This is a genomic window from Vibrio sp. J2-3(2022), from assembly GCF_021725735.1.
Taxonomy (GTDB): Bacteria; Pseudomonadota; Gammaproteobacteria; order Enterobacterales; family Vibrionaceae; genus Vibrio; species Vibrio diabolicus.
In genome coordinates, this window is record NZ_JAKKCK010000003.1 from 259,249 (window position 1) to 279,506 (window position 20,258).

At 46.9% G+C, this 20,258-nt stretch carries 16 protein-coding genes and 1 riboswitch; of the genes, 6 read left to right on the forward strand and 10 right to left on the reverse strand.

The features are described from left to right. Nucleotides 1-250: 250 nt before the first annotated feature. Complete coding sequence (locus tag L3V27_RS13580; RefSeq protein WP_065644958.1) at nucleotides 251-2,830, forward strand: TRAP transporter permease; 2,580 nt, start codon at nucleotides 251-253, stop codon at nucleotides 2,828-2,830. A 44-nt stretch (nucleotides 2,831-2,874) separates the two neighbouring features. Then, nucleotides 2,875-3,312 (forward strand): universal stress protein, encoded by a 438-nt coding sequence (locus L3V27_RS13585; RefSeq protein ID WP_005392306.1) that lies wholly within the window; start codon nucleotides 2,875-2,877, stop codon nucleotides 3,310-3,312. Nucleotides 3,313-3,375: 63 nt separating this feature from the next. Here the strand turns inward: L3V27_RS13585 and L3V27_RS13590 are convergent, their stop codons facing one another. After that, on the reverse strand, nucleotides 3,376-4,452 hold the full coding sequence (locus tag L3V27_RS13590; RefSeq protein WP_237312056.1) for an alkene reductase: 1,077 nt from the start codon (nucleotides 4,450-4,452) through the stop codon (nucleotides 3,376-3,378). A gap of 92 nt (nucleotides 4,453-4,544) precedes the next feature. Between L3V27_RS13590 and L3V27_RS13595 the strand changes: the two genes are divergently transcribed. After that, nucleotides 4,545-5,492, forward strand: coding sequence for a LysR family transcriptional regulator (locus L3V27_RS13595; protein ID WP_237312058.1), 948 nt, complete (start codon nucleotides 4,545-4,547; stop codon nucleotides 5,490-5,492). Nucleotides 5,493-5,510: 18 nt separating this feature from the next. Here the strand turns inward: L3V27_RS13595 and thiQ are convergent, their stop codons facing one another. From thiQ to mpl, 5 genes are all read right to left on the reverse strand, one after another. After that, nucleotides 5,511-6,215, reverse strand: a complete 705-nt coding sequence (gene thiQ / locus L3V27_RS13600) for a thiamine ABC transporter ATP-binding protein (protein WP_237312059.1) — start codon at nucleotides 6,213-6,215, stop codon at nucleotides 5,511-5,513. Further along, nucleotides 6,215-7,801 carry a thiamine/thiamine pyrophosphate ABC transporter permease ThiP gene (gene thiP, locus L3V27_RS13605; protein WP_237312060.1) on the reverse strand — a complete coding sequence of 529 codons (1,587 nt, stop codon included), beginning with the start codon at nucleotides 7,799-7,801 and terminating at the stop codon, nucleotides 6,215-6,217. The genes thiQ and thiP overlap by 1 nt, the downstream gene beginning before the upstream one ends. Before the next feature lie 41 nt (nucleotides 7,802-7,842). Beyond that, nucleotides 7,843-8,835, reverse strand: a complete 993-nt coding sequence (thiB, locus tag L3V27_RS13610) for a thiamine ABC transporter substrate binding subunit (RefSeq protein WP_237312061.1) — start codon at nucleotides 8,833-8,835, stop codon at nucleotides 7,843-7,845. Between the two features lie 71 nt (nucleotides 8,836-8,906). Next, a riboswitch (TPP riboswitch) is annotated at nucleotides 8,907-9,043 on the reverse strand. 37 nt (nucleotides 9,044-9,080) lie between these two features. Continuing rightward, nucleotides 9,081-9,716: a flavin prenyltransferase UbiX gene (locus tag L3V27_RS13615; protein WP_237312062.1), complete on the reverse strand. Its 636-nt coding sequence runs from the start codon at nucleotides 9,714-9,716 to the stop codon at nucleotides 9,081-9,083. A gap of 4 nt (nucleotides 9,717-9,720) precedes the next feature. Then, nucleotides 9,721-11,079 carry a UDP-N-acetylmuramate:L-alanyl-gamma-D-glutamyl-meso-diaminopimelate ligase gene (gene mpl / locus L3V27_RS13620; protein WP_237312063.1) on the reverse strand — a complete coding sequence of 453 codons (1,359 nt, stop codon included), beginning with the start codon at nucleotides 11,077-11,079 and terminating at the stop codon, nucleotides 9,721-9,723. 312 nt (nucleotides 11,080-11,391) lie between these two features. Between mpl and fbp the strand changes: the two genes are divergently transcribed. Both fbp and ppa read left to right on the forward strand, forming a co-directional pair. Next, nucleotides 11,392-12,408, forward strand: coding sequence for a class 1 fructose-bisphosphatase (fbp, locus tag L3V27_RS13625; protein WP_005392321.1), 1,017 nt, complete (start codon nucleotides 11,392-11,394; stop codon nucleotides 12,406-12,408). 127 nt (nucleotides 12,409-12,535) lie between these two features. Beyond that, nucleotides 12,536-13,066 carry an inorganic diphosphatase gene (ppa, locus tag L3V27_RS13630; RefSeq protein WP_012841160.1) on the forward strand — a complete coding sequence of 177 codons (531 nt, stop codon included), beginning with the start codon at nucleotides 12,536-12,538 and terminating at the stop codon, nucleotides 13,064-13,066. Nucleotides 13,067-13,140: 74 nt separating this feature from the next. On the opposite strand, the gene L3V27_RS13635 is transcribed toward ppa, so the two are convergent. Genes L3V27_RS13635 through L3V27_RS13650 form a run of 4 tightly spaced genes read right to left on the reverse strand, consistent with a single transcriptional unit; the run spans nucleotide 13,141 to nucleotide 19,419 of the window. Further along, on the reverse strand, nucleotides 13,141-13,503 hold the full coding sequence (locus L3V27_RS13635; protein ID WP_074191999.1) for a DUF2799 domain-containing protein: 363 nt from the start codon (nucleotides 13,501-13,503) through the stop codon (nucleotides 13,141-13,143). Between the two features lie 49 nt (nucleotides 13,504-13,552). Further along, nucleotides 13,553-13,900, reverse strand: coding sequence for a gamma-glutamylcyclotransferase (locus tag L3V27_RS13640; protein ID WP_012841162.1), 348 nt, complete (start codon nucleotides 13,898-13,900; stop codon nucleotides 13,553-13,555). 45 nt (nucleotides 13,901-13,945) lie between these two features. Beyond that, complete coding sequence (locus L3V27_RS13645) at nucleotides 13,946-17,710, reverse strand: translocation/assembly module TamB domain-containing protein (protein WP_182033100.1); 3,765 nt, start codon at nucleotides 17,708-17,710, stop codon at nucleotides 13,946-13,948. Then, nucleotides 17,707-19,419 (reverse strand): autotransporter assembly complex family protein, encoded by a 1,713-nt coding sequence (locus tag L3V27_RS13650; protein ID WP_046874047.1) that lies wholly within the window; start codon nucleotides 19,417-19,419, stop codon nucleotides 17,707-17,709. Before L3V27_RS13650 ends, L3V27_RS13645 begins: the two co-directional genes overlap by 4 nt. Before the next feature lie 167 nt (nucleotides 19,420-19,586). On the opposite strand from L3V27_RS13650, the gene msrA reads away from it, so the two are divergent. Beyond that, a complete protein-coding gene (gene msrA, locus L3V27_RS13655; protein ID WP_005392333.1) occupies nucleotides 19,587-20,225 on the forward strand; it encodes a peptide-methionine (S)-S-oxide reductase MsrA in 639 nt (212 codons plus the stop codon). Nucleotides 20,226-20,258: the final 33 nt, after the last annotated feature.

A 20,258-nucleotide genomic window follows, 5' to 3' on the forward strand; every position in this document is an offset into this window, starting at 1 on the left:
CCTGTTTGAGCATGCAGGTTGTAGCACGTGCTAACTGCATGCTTCATTCGCCAGTTTTCTTCCGAAAATTGCGAGTTCATACCCAAGAAAAACTTAAACGCCGCCTAGCAGAGTCTCCAAAATTCAACACTTTGAGTTCAGGCAGCAAAATACTCGAAAGCAAACTTCGCTCCATTCGCTACACTGATAAAGGCGAAGTGTGGTTCTCGATAAAAATCCGACAGGACCATCAATAATAAGGAAAAAGTACATGGCGACGAATCAAGCTCCGTCACAAGATGTGCAAGAAATGGTGGCTCAGGCAGACACAGGTGCACGTAGCCCCTCGGGAATGCAAGGACGAATCCTTTGGTTTGTTCCTCTGTGTTGGTCACTATTTCAATTATGGTACGCATCTCCGCTACCATTTATTTTTAATTTCGGCGTACTGAACGACACGGAAGCGCGATCAATCCACCTCACTTTCGCGATCTTCTTGGCTTTCACTGCTTATCCAGCGATGAAAAATTCCCCTCGCGATCATATCCCTCTTGTCGATTGGATATTGGCGCTAGCAGGTAGTTTTTCTGCGGCATATATTTACCTTTTTTATACCGAGCTAGCCGGACGTTCCGGTGCACCAACAACGGTAGATATCGTCGTTGCTGTCATCGGTATGGTTCTCCTTTTAGAAGCAACACGCCGAGCGCTCGGTCCACCACTGATGGTGGTTGCTGCTGTCTTCCTTACTTACACCTTTGCTGGCCCTTACATGCCCGATGTCATCGCGCATAAAGGAGCGAGCTTAAACAAGGCCATGTCTCACTTATGGCTAACAACGGAAGGTGTATTTGGTGTCGCATTAGGCGTTTCAACCTCTTTTGTCTTCTTGTTTGTATTGTTTGGCGCCATGCTGGAACGCGCTGGCGCAGGTGCTTACTTCATTAAAGTCGCCTTTTCTTTACTGGGTCATATGAAAGGTGGTCCTGCAAAAGCGGCCGTTGTTGCATCTGGTTTATCCGGGCTTGTTTCTGGCTCTTCAATCGCAAACGTGGTAACCACTGGTACCTTTACCATTCCATTGATGAAACGTGTCGGTTTTCCGGGCACCAAAGCGGGAGCCGTTGAAGTTGCTGCCTCAACCAATGGTCAGTTAACGCCACCAATTATGGGCGCGGCGGCATTCTTGATGGTGGAATATGTCGGTATCTCATACGTTGAGGTGATTAAGGCTGCCCTACTTCCGGCACTTATCTCTTACATCGCTTTGATTTACATCGTTCACCTTGAGGCGTGTAAAGCGGGTATGACAGGTCTTCCTCGTCGCCACAACCCAACGTTAGTACAAAGTTTGCTTTCCTTTACTGGCACAATCTTAGGACTGTGTGTGATCAGCGCATTGGTTTACTACGGAGTGGGTTGGACGAAAGATGTCTTTGGTGATGCCGCGACGCCAATTGTTACGGTTGCCCTGTTAATTGCGTACGTTGGCTTGGTGAAGATCTCAGCGAATCATGTGCAAGATGGCGCAATTGAGATTGATGCAGAGTTAACAGAAGTACCAGATCCTGGCCCAACGGTTAAATCTGGTTTGCACTATCTACTGCCTATCGTTGTATTGGTTTGGTGTCTGACTGTAGAGCGCTTCTCGCCAGGTCTTTCAGCATTCTGGGCAACGGTGTTCATGATTTTCATTTTGCTGACTCAGCGTCCATTGATTGCTCTGTTATCAAAGCAAGGTGACATGATGCAGCAAACCAAAGATGGCTTCGTTGATCTGGCTGAGAGCTTGGTTGCTGGCGCTCGTAACATGATTGGTATCGGCGTTGCAACGGCAGCGGCAGGTACCGTGGTTGGGGTCGTCACCCTAACGGGTATCGGCCTGGTCATGACGGACTTCGTTGAGTTTATCTCTGGCGGTAGCATCATTCTTATGCTGCTGTTTACCGCAATAATCAGCTTGGTTCTTGGGATGGGTCTACCGACAACGGCGAACTACATCGTAGTATCTACGTTGATGGCACCGGTTATTGTCACGCTAGGTGCAGCACATGGCTTGATCATCCCACTCATTGCGGTGCACTTGTTCGTTTTCTACTTTGGTATTTTGGCCGACGACACCCCACCCGTAGGTCTTGCGGCATTTGCGGCGGCTGCGATTGCTAAATCAGACCCAATTCGTACAGGTATCCAAGGCTTTACTTACGATATTCGAACCGCCATTTTGCCATTCATGTTTGTGTTCAATACCCAGCTACTGTTGATGGGGATAGACTCTTGGTGGCATTTAGCACTCACTGTCATCTCATCGATCATTGCGATGCTGATCTTCTCCGCCGCAACACAAGGATGGTGGTTCACGCGTAACAAGTGGTGGGAAACCGTTCTATTATTAGTACTGACATTTTCGTTTTTCCGTCCTGGTTTTTGGTGGGACATGCTGTATCCAGCGAAAGTTCTTTCTCCTGGCGTTGAGGTAGCTCAAATCACGGAAACGCTAAATGTAGGAGAATCATTGGAGCTACGTGTTGCCGGCGAAAACCTTGAGGGCGACTACATCGAGAAAACGGTTCGTCTTCCATTCGAAGACAGTGCGACAACAGCGGAAGCACGCATTTCGTCTATGGGTCTGATGCTGACCGAAAGCGACAACAAAATGATTGTCGATATGGTCGAGTTTGGTAGCCCGGCAGAGTCTGCAGGTATCGACTTTGATTGGGAGATCAAGTGGGTTATCCAAGATGCAGAACGTCCGATGAAAGAATGGGTATTTGTGCCATGCTTAATGATTTTGCTGGTGCTTGCCATGAACCAAAAACGTCGTGCTCGTAAGGAACAATTGAGCGCATAACCGATTTGGCCCCGAGGACAAGGGGCCTTAGTGAGAGACATTGAATGTACAAACAAATTCTTGTTCCGGTTGATCTAAATGACCAAGGCTTTTCAGACCGAGCGGTTGAACTAGCGGTTTGGCAGGCAAAGCAAGCGAATGCGCAAATCCACCTTCTAACAGTACTACCTGGTATTCACATGTCGATGGTTGCTACATACTTCCCAAAAGATGCAGCAGCCAAAATGAAGCAAGACGTGAAGCAGCAATTAAAAGCTTTTGCCAATAAGCATATTGCTGAAGATGTGGTGTACCAAGTGCATGTTGCTGAGGGCAAAGCCTACGCGACGATTCTTGATTATGCAGAGCGCTTGGGCGCTGATCTCATCATTATGCCAAGTCACAAGCGTTCTAAAATCAATAAAGTAATGCTTGGCTCTGTCGCAAGTAAGGTCGTGGAATATTCTCCAATCAATGTGATGGTCGTGAAACCGCAAGGTTAAACAACTAAAGAAACGAAAAAGGACGCTAACATTAGCGTCCTTTTTATATTGAACAAGTAAGGGTTATGCCATTACTGGGTAATCGGTATAACCTTCTGCTCCACCTAAATAAAAGTGCTCAGGTTTTGCCTCATTAAGAGGTGCATTTTTCTTAAATCGCTCAACTAAATCAGGGTTGGCGATAAATGGAACGCCAAATGCGACCACATCAACTTGATTTTCTGCAATTGCCGTTGTCGCTTCTTGTGCACTGTAGCCCACGTTGGCCATTAGGTAACCTTGATAGTTTTCGCGTGCTGGCTTGAGAACATTTGCTTTTTGTACGCCCTTTAGATCCGCACGCATCACGTGCCAATAAGCAAGATCGAAAGCATTAAGTTGCTTAGCTAAGTAACGAACCAAGCCAACCGGATCGCTGTCTTTCATGTCATTAAATCCATTTAATGGTGATGTGCGCAGCCCTACTCTTCCAGGTCCCCATACCTCGACCACTTCTTTAACTATCTCAAGTAAAAAACGGGCACGATTTTCGACTGAGCCACCGTATTCATCAGTACGTAAATTCGATCCATCACGAAGAAAGTTATCGATAAGATAACCATTGGCGCCATGTATCTCCACACCATCAAAGCCTGCTCTCTTAGCGTTTTTCGCACCTTGCTTAAACGCTGCCACAATGGAAGCTATCTCATCCACTTCGAGTGCTCGTGGTACCGTATATGCTTGCTTACCTGAAGGGGTATGAACTAACTCATCACGAATGGCTAGTGCGCTCGCTGCAACAGGCGTTTTCCCGTCATTCAGTTCAGGATGACAAGCGCGTCCCGCATGCCAAATTTGCAATACGATCTTACCGCCTCTTTCATGAACCGCATCCGTTACCTTTTTCCAAGCTGCAATTTGTTCTTCGTTATAAATGCCCGGTTCTGCCATAAAAGCAGACGTTCCTTCCATCACCATGGTGCATTCAGCAATGATAAGTCCAGCACTCGCGCGTTGAGCATAGTACTCAACCATAAGGTCATTCGGGATATGATCTGCGCTGGCACGAGCGCGCGTTAAAGGGGCCATAATGGCACGGTTATTTAATGCTAATTGACCGAGTTCGATAGGAGAAAATAAGTCTACAGAGTTGGACATGTTGTTTACCTCAAATGACAATAACTTGATGGCTAAGGATGAAGAGCCAGACTATAATCAGATCAATATTGAAACAATATGGATAATTGAAAGTGATTGTTCGAAATTTAGAAACAATTGATTTTAGGACGCTCTCTATCTTTGTCACAAGCTGTCGACTACTGAGCTTAACCAAGTGCGCGCTGGAGTTAAACCTACCAAAATCTACTGTTAGTAAAGCCATAACCAAACTCGAACAACACTTTGAAGCCAAGCTCCTAGAGCGCACGACCCGAAAGTTGGTGATTACCGAAGCTGGTCAAATGGTTTTAGAGCGTGCTGCAAGCTTAGTTGAGGAATTTCACTCGATTGGTCAAGACGTTCAGGAAATGGAACAGCAGATCCAAGGTCGGCTTCGCATTGCTGCGCCACCAGCCTTGGACGCGTATATGGCTGAGCACATCTTTTTACCATTTTTAAAACAATGCCCAAAAGTACAAATTGCGTTAGAAGCATCGAACGATTTTGTTGATCTGTTTTCACACGGTTTTGATATGGCAATTCGAGTCGGCCAGATCGTCGATGATCGACTGATTGCTAAAAAATTGGGCTACACCACCCGAGTATTGGCCGCCAGTCCTGAGTATTTAGCTGAGTGTGGCGTACCTAAAACGCCAGAAGATCTGACAACACACAACTGTTTGAGATATCAGTATGTTTCAGAGATAGGCCCTTGGACGTTGATTTCTCAGGACAACACGGTCAACGTCTCGGTAACCAGTAACTTCTCTAGCACCACCGTAGAAGCGGTATTAAAAGGCGCGCTCAAAGGATTGGGAATCGCTAACTTACCTATGCAAAACATGACGCAAGAGCTGGAAAATGGCTCCTTAGTCAGAGTCTTACCTCAATGGCACACGGTACCAATGCCCATTTATTTAGTCTATCGTCCTGGCGCAAACCGAACGCGACGAGTACAAGCGATGATTGACCATATCATGAGCCTAAGATCTCAGTTTGAATTTGGTCCTCGACATGGTTTGTGTTGCGGTGAAGCATAATCCCGCCACCATTGAGCATTAGCGTGCGGCTCGGATAAATGCCGCAAGCTTCTCACTAGCATGCTGTTCACTCAATGCAGACATACTATCCGCCGCTTCCACTTTGCCATCAGCCACAAACACAAAGTGGCTGGCAATGGCTTTGGCATCGCTTAAATGGTGCGTGACCATCAATACGGTTATTCCCCGCTCTGCCGCCAGTTTTTTTACCAAGCTCAGCATCTCTTCACGTAAAACCGGATCAAGCGCCGAGAAAGGCTCATCCAACAGCCACATGGGATGAGGCTGAACAAAACAACGTGCTAAGGCAACACGTTGACGCTGCCCACCAGAAAGGTGCTCAGGCAAACGGTCGAGGTACTCAGTAACACCAACCTGTTGTGCGGCTTGTTCAACCTGACGCTTTTGGTCTACCGTGAGCTTCAGCCCTGGGTGTAAACCTAAGCCAATGTTGTCACGCACCGACAAGTGAGAAAACAAGTTATGCTCTTGGAACAGCATGGAGAAAGGACGCTGATAAGGCTCTTTGTGCACAATCGACTCACCATCAACCCGAATGTCACCTTGGTCAGGATGGATAAACCCAGCCACCAACGCTAGCAACGTCGATTTTCCAGCCCCACTTGGTCCCATCAGCGACACTATCTGACCTTGCTCAATCGTTAAGTCAAAACGAAACAGCTCACGTTGGTAGGTGTACTGCACATCATCCAACACTAACATTACGCTCTCTCCTTCGTTTTCAATACTTTCTCAATCAAGGCAAAACAGCCCACACTCAACAACAACAAGGTCACCGATACCGCCGCAGCCGCGTCCATCTGATAGCTGCCAAGCAGCTGGAATAAATACAGAGGTAAAGTGCGGAACTCTTGTCCGCCAAACAACGCGATAGCACTTAAATCGCCAATCGCAAACATAAAGCTGATCGCAAACGCATGTGCGAATGGCTTGCGCAGCGCCTGCCACTCCACCACTTTAAAGCGTTGCCAGCCACGCATGCCTAAGCTGGCACACACATACTGGTATTGCTGCTCGATGTGCAGCATTGGCTGTGCCAGCGTTTTGATCACGTAAGGCAAAGCCATCAAACCATTTACCAAAATCACAACAAAAAACGCCAAGCTAAAAACATCGGTAAATGATCGCAACAGCAAGAATAATCCGGTGCTAATCACCAAACCTGGCGTCACCAAAATAATGGTGCCGATTAGCTCAATCTGATCAGCTCGCGTGTTTTTGTACTGCAAACGCCAACGACGGCTGGTCAACAATATGGACACGCCCGCAGCGACCGCAAGCGCACTGGCTAACCCTGCCACTTTGAGTGAGTTAGATAACGCAGACCAAAAACGTTCATCGGTTAACACCGTCCAAACTTGTTGGTTGATGCCACTCAGTAACACCATCAATAACGGTGGTATCACCAGTAAAAAAGCACCTATGATCCAAAAGCTATCCCAAGCTTTTGACCACCCATGATCCTTCGTTAAATATTGCTGTACCGATGTGCTGCCAGCACTGATAGAAACAGGCTTTGTTAACTTCTGCACTCCAATGGCAAGCAGTCCACATAACAGCATCTGCCACAGCGCCAATAACGCCCCAGCTTGTAAATCAAAATCAAACTTAATCGCTTGGTAAATTGCCAATTCAATGGTGGTGGATTTTGGCCCGCCCCCCAACGCCATTACAGTGGCAAAACTGGTGAAGCACAACATAAATACCAAGCCACAAACGTGGGGAAGTTGCTGCCTTAAACGCGGCCATTCCACCCAACGAAACTTATTCCAATGGTTCATACCTAAATGCGCACACAGCTTATGTTGCTCGGCAGGAATAGATTCTAATGCTTGCAACAGCAAGCGCGCAGCATAAGGTAAATTAAAGAACACATGGGCGAGTAAAATGCCGTTCAAACCGTAAATAGAAAATGGCAGTTTGCTATCGAAACTCTGTAGCCACTGCGCTAACAAACCGCTGTTGCCATAAATCGCTAATAGCCCGAAAACACCAACCAAAACAGGCAAAACTAGCGTCGATGCAAACAGCTTAAGCAGTAATGACTTACCCCAAAATTGGCGACGTGAAAGCGCGTGCGCAACTGGAATGGCAAAGCCAACACTGAGCAATGTGGAAAGAAAAGCTTGGTAGAAGCTGAACTTGGTGACATGTTGATAATACGGGTCGTCCCATACCACAGACACATCAAGTGAAGGGGCTTGAACAATCAAAGCACCTAGGGCAGAAACAACAAAGGTCGCGATGATCATCGCGACCCCTAAACCTATTTTTGGAACAGAATTCAAAGGTAAAACCTATCTCATTCAGATGAGGGGGGGAACGTCAGCTAAAACGTCAGTGCGCTTTGCCATTCGCGAATCCAAGACTTACGCATTTTTGCCACTTCATCAGCACTAAAGCTCAACGACTTGTTTGGAACGCTCAAAGTTTCAAAACCTTTAGGTAACTCAACGTCAGTAACAGGGTACATCCAGTTACCCGTTGGCATCGCTGACTGGAACTCATCACTTAAAATGAAACTCATAAATTGATCAGCAAGTTCTGAATTTTTTGCCCCTTTCACTTTGGCGGCTACTTCAACTTGCATGTAGTGGCCTTCAGCAAAATTCGCCGTCGCAAACTTTGAATCGTTTTCCGCAATTAAGTGGTACGCAGGTGACGTAGTGTAAGAAAGCACTAAGTCCGACTCGCCGTTAAGGAACATGGAATACGCTTCCGACCAACCTTTCGTGACCGTTACGGTTTTGCTCGCTAGCTTCTGCCACGCTTGCGTCACATCGTCGCCATAGATGGATTTCATCCATAGCATCAAGCCTTGGCCCGGCGTTGACGTACGCGGATCTTGATAAATCACTTTCAAATCATCGCGCGTTTCCACCAGCTCTTTCATGCTTTTCGGCGGATTAGCCAGTTTCTCTGTGTTGTACACAAACGCGAAGTAGCCGTAATCGTACGGTACAAACGTCGTGTCGCTCCAACCGTTTGGTAACACTGTATTGGCCGTATCCACATTGTGCTCGGTAAGCAGACCGGTTTTCTTCGCTTCGGCCATCAGGTTGTTATCCAAACCTAACACGATGTCGGCTTTGCTATTACCGCCTTCAAGACGAAGACGATTCAGGATCGACACACCATCGTCCAACGCCACGAAGTTAACGTCACAGCTACATATTGCTTCAAAAGCTTGCTCGATTTTAGGACCCGGCCCCCAATCTGCGGCAAAAGAGTCGTAGGTATAGATGGTTAATGTGTTTTCAGCGGCAAACGCTGAAGTAGAGGTGATTGCAGCTAGGGCAATCAGATTTAGAGTGGGTTTCACTGCTCGCTCTCCATGAGTATTTCAGAGAAATAAGTTGAGCGGCACAGGGTTGAGGCGGCTATTAAGGACTTCCAATATCCAGACTCAATTCCTACGCCAGCATTATCTGGTTCAGGTAATACGGGTCCCTAGTTAAGAACTTAGGTCTCAGCGCCCAAATGCATTGATTGACTCAATGCTAAATGGGTTTGCTCCCCGATGAGTTGGATGGATTGTAAAGGTATTTGAGTGGTTACACAATCAGCTCACGAACGCTGGTCATAACCCCAACGAGGCACTAAACCTTGCTCAATACCTAAGTGGTCGAGAATTCTCGCCACCATAAAATCCACTAAGTCTTCAATGCTCTTTGGCTGATGATAGAAGCCCGGAGCCGCTGGCATGATGGTCACGCCCATTTGCGATAGCTTGTGCATGTTCTCCAGATGCAGCGTTGAAAATGGCGTTTCGCGAACGACGAGCAACAACTGCCCACGCTCTTTCATCACCACGTCAGCGGCGCGCTCAATCAAGTTATCCGACATACCATGCGCAATCGCCGCAACACTTCCCGCAGAACATGGGCAAACCACCATTTGCTTTGGTGCCGCAGAGCCAGATGCTACCGGTGAGAACCAGTCATCTTTACCACAAACGGTGATGTTATCGGGATTGCAGTTCAGGTGCTCTACCAACGCTTGCTTTGCGGCTTCTGGCCCACTTGGCAGCTTAAGGTTGTGTTCGGTTGCCATCACGACACGAGCCGCCGAAGAGATCAGAACGTAGACATGATAATCCGCCGCGACCAAACATTCTAAAAGACGAAGGCCATAAGGCGCACCAGATGCTCCAGTTAACGCTAAAGTGAAGGCTTTTTCTGCTTGCTGCTGTTTGTTTTGCATAAAATCAGGCTTTTTGTTTAAGTTGCTCGAGGATCTTGCCGTGAATACCGCCAAAGCCACCATTACTCATCACGAGAATTTGGTCACCTGGCTGCGCACGTTCAACGATTTTCGCTACAAAGTTATCGATGTTAGCGTCAAAAAAAGCAGGTTGCTGACATTGTTCCGCGATATCTTGCACCGACCATTCGATGTTGTCTGGTTGGAATAAGAACACTTCATCCGCGCTGTGTAGTGAATCCGCGAGTGTGTTTTTGTGCACGCCGCGCTTCATAGTGGCAGAACGAGGTTCCAACACAGCAAGAATGCGTTTTTCGCCTACCTTGTTACGCAAACCACCGACGGTGAGTTCAATTGCCGTTGGGTGATGCGCAAAATCATCGTAAACCGTCACACCTTGCTCCTCACCTTTTAACTCAAGACGGCGCTTGGTGTTAATGAAACGGCCCAGAGCCTGACACGCAAGCTCCGGCGTTACGCCAACGTGTCGCGCCGCGGCAATCGCCATTAACGCATTATCAACGTTATGATCACCCACCAAATCCCATTCGACGGTACCGACCTTCTCGCCTTGTAGAGCAACTTCAAATTTTGAGCCATCGACCACTAATTTGTGCGCTTGCCAGTCGCCATCAACACCTGAAAACTGCTTTTCTGTCCAGCAACCACGCCCTAATACATCCGCCAAAGCTTGGTCTTGCTTCGGAGCTAAGATTAAGCCATTGCCGGGAACCGTTCGCACTAAATGATGGAATTGGCGCTTGATCGCCTCTAGATCATCGAAGATGTCAGCATGATCAAACTCAAGGTTGTTCATGATTAAGGTTCGAGGATGGTAGTGCACAAACTTAGAACGCTTATCGAAAAAAGCACTGTCATATTCGTCCGCTTCAACGACAAAAAACATGCTTTCACCCAAACGAGCAGAGACTCCAAAGTTACCAAGTACTCCACCGACTAGGAAGCCAGGTTGATAACCGCAGTCTTCGAGTATCCAAGCCAGCATGCTCGACGTAGTCGTTTTACCGTGTGTACCCGATACCGCCAATACCCAGCGATCGTGCAGCAAAAACTCGTTGAGCCACTGCGGACCAGAGGTGTAGCGCATGTTGGTATTGAGCACATGTTCAACACATGGGTTACCACGGCTCATGGCATTACCAATCACCACAAGGTCTGGTTGAGGGTCGAGTTGAGACGGGTCGAAGCCTTCAATAATTTCAATACCTTGAGACTCAAGCAACGTGCTCATCGGTGGGTAAACGTTGGCATCAGAACCAGTGACTTTATGCCCTAATTGGCGCGCTAAAATCGCAGCGCCGCCCATAAATGTGCCACAGATACCCAAGATATGAATGTGCATAAACTAAACCTTGTAATGCGTTCTTTAATGCTTTCATTATCGCGATCACAACCAGAAAAGCGAGAGACTTTAGCCTTCTTCTTGCAGTCCCTTTCACAAATATGACAAGGTTGAACACAGACTGTACAACCTCTTGCTTACTGATGAATCCCTCAAACAAGTCTACAAATAAATTGAGATCTCAAACAGTTACTTCATTACCATTAAAAAGATCTGCGACTTAAACTTACATCCAGCGCAATCGTTTAACATCCATAAAGAGATGCTCACTTGCGCACTACCCCCAATGAAATGAAAATGTAAGGATTAACCATGTCAGGACTGCGCACCCTAGGCGAGTTCATTGTCGAAAAACAAGCGGATTTCCCCCACGCTAGCGGTGATCTATCATCCCTTTTAGCCTCCATTCGTTTAGCTGCAAAAATCGTTAACCGCGAAATCAACGCAGCGGGTCTCGGTGATATCACTGGTGCTGTAGGCACGGAAAATGTCCAAGGTGAAGACCAGCAAAAGCTCGATGTTTACGCGAACGATAAGTTCAAAGCCGCGCTTGAAGCTCGTGACCAAGTGTGTGGCGTTGCCAGTGAGGAAGAAGACGAAGCGGTTGCTTTCAACAAAGAGCTCAACCAAAACGCCAAATATGTGGTACTGATGGACCCACTTGATGGTTCTTCTAACATCGATGTGAACGTCTCTGTCGGTACTATCTTCTCTATTTATCGCCGTGTTTCACCTATTGGCACACCAGCGACAGAAGAAGATTTCCTTCAGCCTGGTCATAAGCAAGTTGCCGCTGGTTACGTGATTTACGGTTCATCAACCATGTTGGTTTACACCACGGGTAACGGCGTAAACGGCTTTACTTACGACCCATCTATCGGCAGCTTCTGCCTTTCTCATGAAAACATGATGATTCCAGAAGAAGGCAAGATTTATTCGATCAACGAAGGTAACTACATTCGCTTCCCTCAAGGGGTGAAGAAGTACATCAAGTACTGCCAAGAGAATGTGCCAGAAGACGGTCGTCCATACACTTCTCGCTACATTGGCTCATTGGTTGCTGATTTCCACCGCAACTTACTGAAAGGTGGTATCTACCTTTACCCTAGTACGCAAAGCCATCCTCAGGGCAAACTGCGTCTACTTTATGAATGTAACCCAATGGCATTCTTAATTGAGCAAGCGGGCGGTATTGCATCAGACGGCGTCAATCGCATCATGGATATCAAACCAACCGAATTGCACCAACGTGTGCCTTTCTTTGTTGGTTCTAAGAACATGGTTCGCAAAGTTGAAGAGTTCCTTGAACTGCACCGCGACGAAGAATAATTTCAGACCTTTGTCCAACGCGGCAGGTGTTTACCTGCCGCGTTTTTGTCGCTAAAGTGAAACGCGAATTTATCATCAGATGAAGCCGCTTCTGTGTGACTCATCGTTAATGAAAAGGAATATTCTAATGAGCTTAAACCATGTGCCAGCAGGCAAGTCGCTGCCTGAAGACATCTATGTCGTGATCGAAATTCCTGCAAATGCAGATCCAATCAAGTACGAAGTAGATAAAGACTCTGGTGCGGTATTTGTCGACCGTTTCATGTCTGCACCAATGTTCTACCCATGTAACTATGGCTACGTGAACAATACGCTGTCTCTTGATGGCGACCCAGTCGACGTACTGGTACCAACACCATACCCACTCATGCCAGGTTCAGTGATTCGCTGCCGTCCTGTTGGCGTTTTGAAGATGACGGATGAGTCAGGTGAAGACGCAAAAGTGTTTGCGGTTCCACACACCAAAATCTCGAAAGAGTACGATCATATCCAAGATGTGGACGATATCCCAGAACTACTGAAAGCGCAGATCACGCAATTCTTTGAGCGTTACAAAGAGCTTGAAGCAGGTAAATGGGTGAAAGTGGATGGTTGGGCAGATGTTGCTGCCGCTAAAGCTGAGATCCTAGAATCTTACGAGCGCGCTCAGAAAAAATAAGCATCACGGCTGATACAAAATTAAAAAGAGCTGCTTTAGGGCAGCTCTTTTGCTTTTCATCTTGTGTAAGTCAACTAGATAGGCGCGCCTGCAGAAGACATTCGGCCAGCGTCATAGTCATGCTGAAAGAAAGGGTCTAGGTCATCACAAATACCAAAATACGGACGCCCGATAACACCAAGCATATACGCGCTTTGTTCACAATACTCTTGCTTCCCTTGCTGATAACCCGTTTGATAGGCCATGATCAGTTCAGGCGTAGCATGATGAGTACCATCCAGTGCAGCGATACGATCTTCAGATAAAACTCTTAATCCATCTAAGGCAGACTGCTTACCAAACGCTTGCCAGTCGGTAACATTACTCGAGGTCGGCAGGGTTGTTTGCGCGCATGCGGCAAGAATCAACGCCATTGATCCAATTACGAATACCTTCATCATGACTCCTTAGTGACCAGCTCGTCGCTATTGATAATGTCAGTATAGCTCACACCTTTTGACACCAATCTCCGGAAGCGATTTCTTCGGTCAGTTGTTCAGTATCTTGATACAAGTAGATCCAAGCTTGGCCAAATGGCGTGACGATGCTCTCTCGACGATACTCTACTGGCACATCTTCCAACTTATCTAGCTCGGATAAGGTTTCATCATCAATCAGATACACTTCACCTTGTATCGAACGCTGCCCAACAGACAACGCGGGATAAGGACCTAAGTCATACAGTGCGAACTGAGCATCCGTTTCATGCTGACCAAGAAACTGGGCCGAGCTCAGAAAGTGATGATTACACTCTCCTTTACGCAAGGTCCCATATACAAAAACTAAATGCTGCATAACCACTCCTTAGTCATGAACTTTATGTACGCAGGCGAACAAGCTCTAATCGAACTCAAATTGATAGAGTAGGTCAACCGCACTATCTACACCAGAAACCGCCTCTAAATACAGATCTTGCATCAATCGATAACGCACAGTGAACTCGCCTAGTGAGTTAAAGATGCCGACGCCGTATTTCACCTGTAATCCAGGCAAAATGTAACCGCTGACGGTCACTTGAGAATCATCGCCCGAACCCGCCGTATCCAATTGTAAATCTTGAACCCCAAAGGCTTCGCCGATTTCACCAACCACGCGTCCACTCTTTGCCAAACTTAGGCCGATCAACGTGGTCGTCATAGCATTGCCTCCCGCTTCGCCATCAATGTCTTGACCACGAAGTAGGTAAGAGAGCGCATTCGCTTGAGGCATCGCTGGCTCAGAGAATATCTCCACATTTGGATCCGATGCTGGTCCTGTTACACGCACACCAGCAATCACGTCATCTTGGGTATTATCTGGATTTCGAATCGCCTTAATAGAAACGTACGGCTGATCTGCCGGACCATTCATTAAGATCTTACCTTCTTCAATCACCAAATCCTGACCAAAAGAGCGGTAAGAACCGTCGACGATATTAACCTCACCAACGATGAACGGACCTTTATCTTTCTGTGTCACATTGAGGTTACCTTTCAGGCCACCTTTCAAGCCAAAGGCGGCCAGTTGGAAGTCATCACCGATTTTAATGTTGATATCCGTTTCAACATCAAATGGCATTGGCTCGATATCACTCACAGGCTGTAAGTTCTGGTCCAAAATCACGGTGTCGCTTGAAACACCAACCGCACTTGGTGGCAGCTCTTCAACCACTACTCGTCCCCAAGGCAGATTAATATTACCTTCGACCTTAGCAAGCTGTGGTGTGACATCAATAGTCATGTCCGGCTCAACTTTGATTTTTACCATTGGTGGAAGATCCACCTGAAGCTCTTTCGCAAATACGCGCGCTTTGGTATGCCAATTTTGTAGATCCTGCCAATCGGCCTCACCAGTCACTTCCAACTCACCATCTGGCGTCATGATACCCGCATCAAGATCCGCTTGGTGACCTTTAAAGTTGATCGCGACCTGACCGGAGTTAATGTCTATCGGCGTGACTTCACCTTGTAGCTTCATTTGATCAATCAAGAACTGACCGTTGACCTTAGGGTGCATAACATCACCAGATATCGCCAAATCAGTATTCATGTTCGCTTTGAATAGGCTGTACTCACCTATCAACGGCGCTAAGAAATCCAGATGGAATGTCGATAGCGAGACCTTACCGTCAATCTCAGGCCGCTCAGACGTTACATCGACCAAAGAAACCTGACCAGATAAGTCACCGTTGTCTCTCACATCAAATAACCACTCAGCATCTAACTTGTCTTTTGCCAGCGCCGCTTTAAAGCTAAAGCTTTCCCAACCAAGTGTTATCGGCTGCTCTAGTGCTTGCTCTACTTGACCTTTAGGCATATCAACGTTCACCGTGACTTCCGGCTTCATCTCTGGTGCCCATTTTGCTGCTGCTTGCGCGTTGACCGACCCTTGTAATTTCGTCTCTGGCGGCAGGAACTGCTTGATTTGTTCAAAGTCAAAGTCGTTCACGGCTAACTTGGCTTCGCCACTTTGACCAACACTAATATCTTCGGTCAAACAAACACTCGAATTGGCTTGCAGCCAACAATGTGCTTGAACATCAGCGATTTGTTTATCAATGTTGACTTTAACCGCCGTCGATTTCTGCAATGCCCAAGGTCCCTGCGGCGTGCTCAAAGTAAGACGACGCAATGCACCATCCCAGATCATTTGCGGCTTCTGTATGAATGAGCCTTCAATTTCTAAGCTGGTTGATACAATGTCAGACACCACATCTAGCGTCAGTTGGTGCAGTTTTTCATCCCCAGAGACTTCAAGGTCTGCACTATCAACTTTAATGTCGTCGTAGGTAATGTTGTTCGCAATGAGGCTTAAGTTCGCTTTCGGTGCTGGCAGAGGCGTCACATCCCCCTTCAAGGTTATGTTTTCAACGTTCGCTTGCTGCTGCCAGTTCACTTGGTTTAGCGCTAGGTCTAATTTGATGTCAGGCTCTTTCAAGCTGCCACGCAGCGCAACATTGCCCTGCATCTTACCCGCAAGATCCGGAACACTTTTCGCAAAATCGGGGAAGTTAACCTCAACATCCATTAATATCTGCTTATCAATCTTACCCTTGGCACTCAATTGGTTAGGGCCATGAGAAAGCGCTAAACCTTGCGTGGTAAGCTGAATATCTTCACCTTTGCCATTCTTATCAGACGCTTCCAGTTGGCCTTCCACATTCAGCGGATAACCGCGCAAAATGCCATCGATATCTAACTTAGGTAAACTGACTTGCCAACCGCCTTGTTCAGTTAAAGAACCTGAAGTCGAGAGGCTGCCACTGATATCGCCTTCCGCTTCTTCCCATTGAAGCCCTGGTTGAATATGTTGCAAATTAAGGTCAGCTTGCCAGTTGATTGGCGCAGCCCAATTCGCCATCACCTGACCGGATAGCTCACCGCCCAATGTTTTGACTACCAGGCTTTCAAGATCGATTTGCTCTAATGTGCCTTTGCCGTTTAGTGCAACATCTACAGCAGGAATATCTTTACCCGAAGCTTGTGTTTCTAGTGCCACGGTGTATCCGTCCAGGGAACCTTTTGCAGATAAACTTGGTACCGATACTTGATAATCACTTTGACCGATTAACGGCCATTGCGCTTGCACATTTTTGATTGCAACATCAAAGGGTAACTGCACTTTCAGAGGCTGAAGTTCACCTTTGATCTCCGCTTCGACTAGTTCAGATAAGGTCGCAGTGAGAGAAAGGTCTCCCACCGAACCAGCAGCTGACAGCGACAGCTTTTGCCCTTTCGCATCCGCTTGCTTCACCAGCGCATCGAGCTGAGCTTTGAGAGGATAGTCAGCAGAAAGCGTTACTTGCGAGCTTAACTTACCTTCCACTTCAGGCATATCGAGCTCTAATGTTTTCACATCCACACGGTCGCCCCCCGCTTTCGCTACAACACCAAGGTGGTGAACGATCACCGGCTTCTCACCTGTAAGCTTGAAGTTATGAATATCGAGGCGTCTTGCTTCCACAGTGAGTGGAATCCACACCTCAGGTAACACAATATCTTGCGGCGGAGCGTCAGCGTCTTTCGGCTCGTCTGTGGCCGCTTCAGGTTCAGCTTCACTTGGAGCCAATGCAACATTGATGTCTTTTAATGCCGTCGGCGCAATCACTAAACGGTCGCCTTGCATAGAAAGCCCGGTAGAGAAATCTTGCCAGTCAATTTGGTTGCCTAAAATGTTTAAGTTAATGTCATCAAAACTGACCTTATTAACAAAAATAGGGACTGGTGTACTGACTGTACGTAATGGCGGAGTCTCCTCTGGCTCTTCGCCTGCCGGAGGGAGCTCTGGCATCTGAAAGTTAACACCTTGCAGGGTTAGCTCATCGACACAGACTTTAGGATCAAAGAAACAACGGAAGTTAACCGCTAACGCTAAACGATCGACTTTTGCGTCGATGTTCAAAGATTCGTCGACAAAACTGACGTTCTGTAGCTCAAAACGAGGAAATAATGAACCCTGAACTTTCTCTATCTGTAGTTGCGGTAAAGCCTTTTCTGCTCCCCACAACGCGAGCTTAAGACCAGGGTGAGTAAATAGCACTGTCGCAACAAAAATGATGAGCAACAGCAATAGACCAATCAAACTTAACGACAGCCATTTGGTCCACTTAAACATCATTTTGATCATAACTCAGGCCCCAATGAGAAGTGGATGCGGAACTCTCTTTCTGGTTTTTCATCCAGTCCCCACGCAAAATCAAAGCTAACCGGTCCAACCGGAGACGCCCAACGGATACCCACACCAGCACCCGATTTCCATTCAGGTGTTTCGTTAAATGCATCACCAATATCGTAGAAGGTGGCTGCCCACCAGTTTCCATACACGCGATATTGATACTCTAATGTGCTGCTGACAATGTATTTACCACCCGTCAAGGCGCCACTTTCATCCACAGGTGAAATAGACTCGTATCCATAACCACGAATGTTGTTATCACCACCAGCGAAGAAACGCAGAGAAGGCGAAAGCTTTTCAAATTCGTCAGTGATGTTCGCACCACCTTCTAAACGGAACAAACCACGATGATTATCACCGATCCCGCGGATCCAAGATGATCGCCCTAATAGGCGCAATACTCGCGTTTCTGACAGCAAAGCAGGATCACCATATTCGATCGTTACACTTTGCTTATCCCCCCACATTGGCATGTTGCCACCACGGACACGAGTTCGTGAAAAAGTGGCTCCGGGTAACACAAATTGCACCCCATCATCTTGCAGACCTTGAGAGAAGTTTTCATACAAGTGACGAACATAAATAGTTTTATGCCAGCCGCCATCGGTTAGCCAATGTCGTTCAACTGCCAGGTTGGATTCCAAACTCTCCGTATCTCGGTTATCAAGGTGCTTTAAACCAAATTGCAGTTGGTAGTATTCACGCAATACATCATCAAGCGGGATTTTGTAGCCTGCCGTGATCGTCTGTTCTGGCTTTGATAGTGATAACGCCGTATTAAAGCTGTGGCCACGTGAACTAACCCATGGTTTTTTCCATTTTAACGTGCCACGCACACCAGTATCGGTCGAGTAACCAAGACCGGTTTCTATTTGGTTTTTTGACGCTGGCGCGAGCGAGACCTTAATTGGCAATTCGCGTCCCTCATCCAATTTACTTAAATCAGGCTCCACAAAAACCGATGAAAACCAATCGGTATTAGACAGATTTTGGTTGTACTCCCCCACTTGCGAAACCAAGTAAGGTTCACCAATTTCAAAAGGTCGCATTGATTCAACACGGTTTTCCCAAATCTGACTGCCAGTAATGTTAATCGGACCAAAGTGATAACGAATACCACTGTCATAATGCAAACGCACATTCGCTTCATTGAAGTCAGGAATCACTTCAAGTTTGCTGAGCTTGTAATCACCATTGAAATAACCACGCTGCAACGCCAAGTTACGAATACCCGATTTCAGGCTATCGTATTCACCTTGATTCAATACTTTGCCGACTTTAAGCGGTGAACGTTCAATAAGTTTGGCGAACTCTTCATCGTCTTTTGCTTCACCTGTGATCACTACATCCATGACTTTCACTTTCACAGGTAAACCCGGCTTGATGCTGACGATCAACTCATCATTCCCTTCCGGAATAGAGTATGAAATTTTTGCATGATAATACCCAAGCGCATTGAGAGCTTCAGTGATACTTTGATCTAATCTCGCTTGAAAGCGCAGAGAAGTGGAGTAGTCCTTCGCTGGAATGGACGACAGGTACGCACTGACATTCTCTTCTAAAGCGCCATCGATGCCTTTTAAAGTCAAAGAAACATCGGCATAGGCACCATGAGAAAAGGCAAACAGGCCAACAATGGTGAGGAGAGCTTTTTTTATCATGCTTTTTTGGCTGAATGAGGTTAAGTAAACGTAAATAATGATAACGCCAATTAAAGTCTAAGTCTGTAATATTAATAGGTTTAACGCGGTCTATGTCATCACAGCATCAGATACAGACGAAATGAAAAAGTTCGCAAATTTAAGACACGTATTGAAGGACAAATACCATGCTCAACAAACAAACATTGATCAGTATAGAAGATGCCTTGCCAGGTAGAGATCAACCGATGCAGGTTGAAGATCATCATTTTGTAAATAAATCTAACTTAAAGGCACCATTGGAGCCGCATCAACAACAAATTCTGCTGGGAATGGGCTGCTTTTGGGGTGCTGAGCGCGTATTTTGGCAACTGGATGGGGTTATCTCCACTTCGGTTGGCTACGCCGGTGGATATACACCCAATCCTACTTATGAAGAGGTGTGTACGGGTAAAACAGGCCATACAGAGGTAGTACGAGTCGTCTTCGATGAACGCGTGATTTCCTTAGAAAAACTACTGGCCGTTTTTTGGGAGAAACATGACCCAACCCAGGGGATGCGTCAAGGTAACGATTTGGGCACACAATACCGTTCGGCTATTTACACTTATTCCGCGAAGCAGCAAGAGAGCGCAGAAAAATCGAAGCTCTTGTATCAACAAGCACTGCAAGAGGAACTACGCGCGAATATCACCACTGAGATACAGCCAGCGGGCCCGTATTATTTTGCCGAAACTTACCACCAGCAATACCTGGCTAAAAACCCTGACGGTTACTGCGGTATCGGTGGCACAGGTGTTTGCTTTCCACCCAGCTTACAAAGTTAGTTCCTACGACTAACTGAAACCAAAAAGAGCGAC

Excerpts from the sequence above, each read along its gene's own strand:
- L3V27_RS13580 (WP_065644958.1), top strand. The coding sequence starts at position 251 with ATGGCGACGAATCAAGCTCCGTCACAAGATGTGCAAGAAATGGTGGCT.
- L3V27_RS13585 (WP_005392306.1), top strand. The coding sequence starts at position 2,875 with ATGTACAAACAAATTCTTGTTCCGGTTGATCTAAATGACCAAGGCTTT.
- L3V27_RS13590 (WP_237312056.1), bottom strand. The coding sequence starts at position 4,452 with ATGTCCAACTCTGTAGACTTATTTTCTCCTATCGAACTCGGTCAATTA.
- thiQ (WP_237312059.1), bottom strand. The coding sequence starts at position 6,215 with ATGTTAGTGTTGGATGATGTGCAGTACACCTACCAACGTGAGCTGTTT.
- L3V27_RS13615 (WP_237312062.1), bottom strand. The coding sequence starts at position 9,716 with ATGCAAAACAAACAGCAGCAAGCAGAAAAAGCCTTCACTTTAGCGTTA.
- mpl (WP_237312063.1), bottom strand. The coding sequence starts at position 11,079 with ATGCACATTCATATCTTGGGTATCTGTGGCACATTTATGGGCGGCGCT.
- fbp (WP_005392321.1), top strand. The coding sequence starts at position 11,392 with ATGTCAGGACTGCGCACCCTAGGCGAGTTCATTGTCGAAAAACAAGCG.
- ppa (WP_012841160.1), top strand. The coding sequence starts at position 12,536 with ATGAGCTTAAACCATGTGCCAGCAGGCAAGTCGCTGCCTGAAGACATC.
- L3V27_RS13635 (WP_074191999.1), bottom strand. The coding sequence starts at position 13,503 with ATGAAGGTATTCGTAATTGGATCAATGGCGTTGATTCTTGCCGCATGC.
- L3V27_RS13640 (WP_012841162.1), bottom strand. The coding sequence starts at position 13,900 with ATGCAGCATTTAGTTTTTGTATATGGGACCTTGCGTAAAGGAGAGTGT.
- L3V27_RS13645 (WP_182033100.1), bottom strand. The coding sequence starts at position 17,710 with ATGATCAAAATGATGTTTAAGTGGACCAAATGGCTGTCGTTAAGTTTG.
- L3V27_RS13650 (WP_046874047.1), bottom strand. The coding sequence starts at position 19,419 with ATGATAAAAAAAGCTCTCCTCACCATTGTTGGCCTGTTTGCCTTTTCT.
- msrA (WP_005392333.1), top strand. The coding sequence starts at position 19,587 with ATGCTCAACAAACAAACATTGATCAGTATAGAAGATGCCTTGCCAGGT.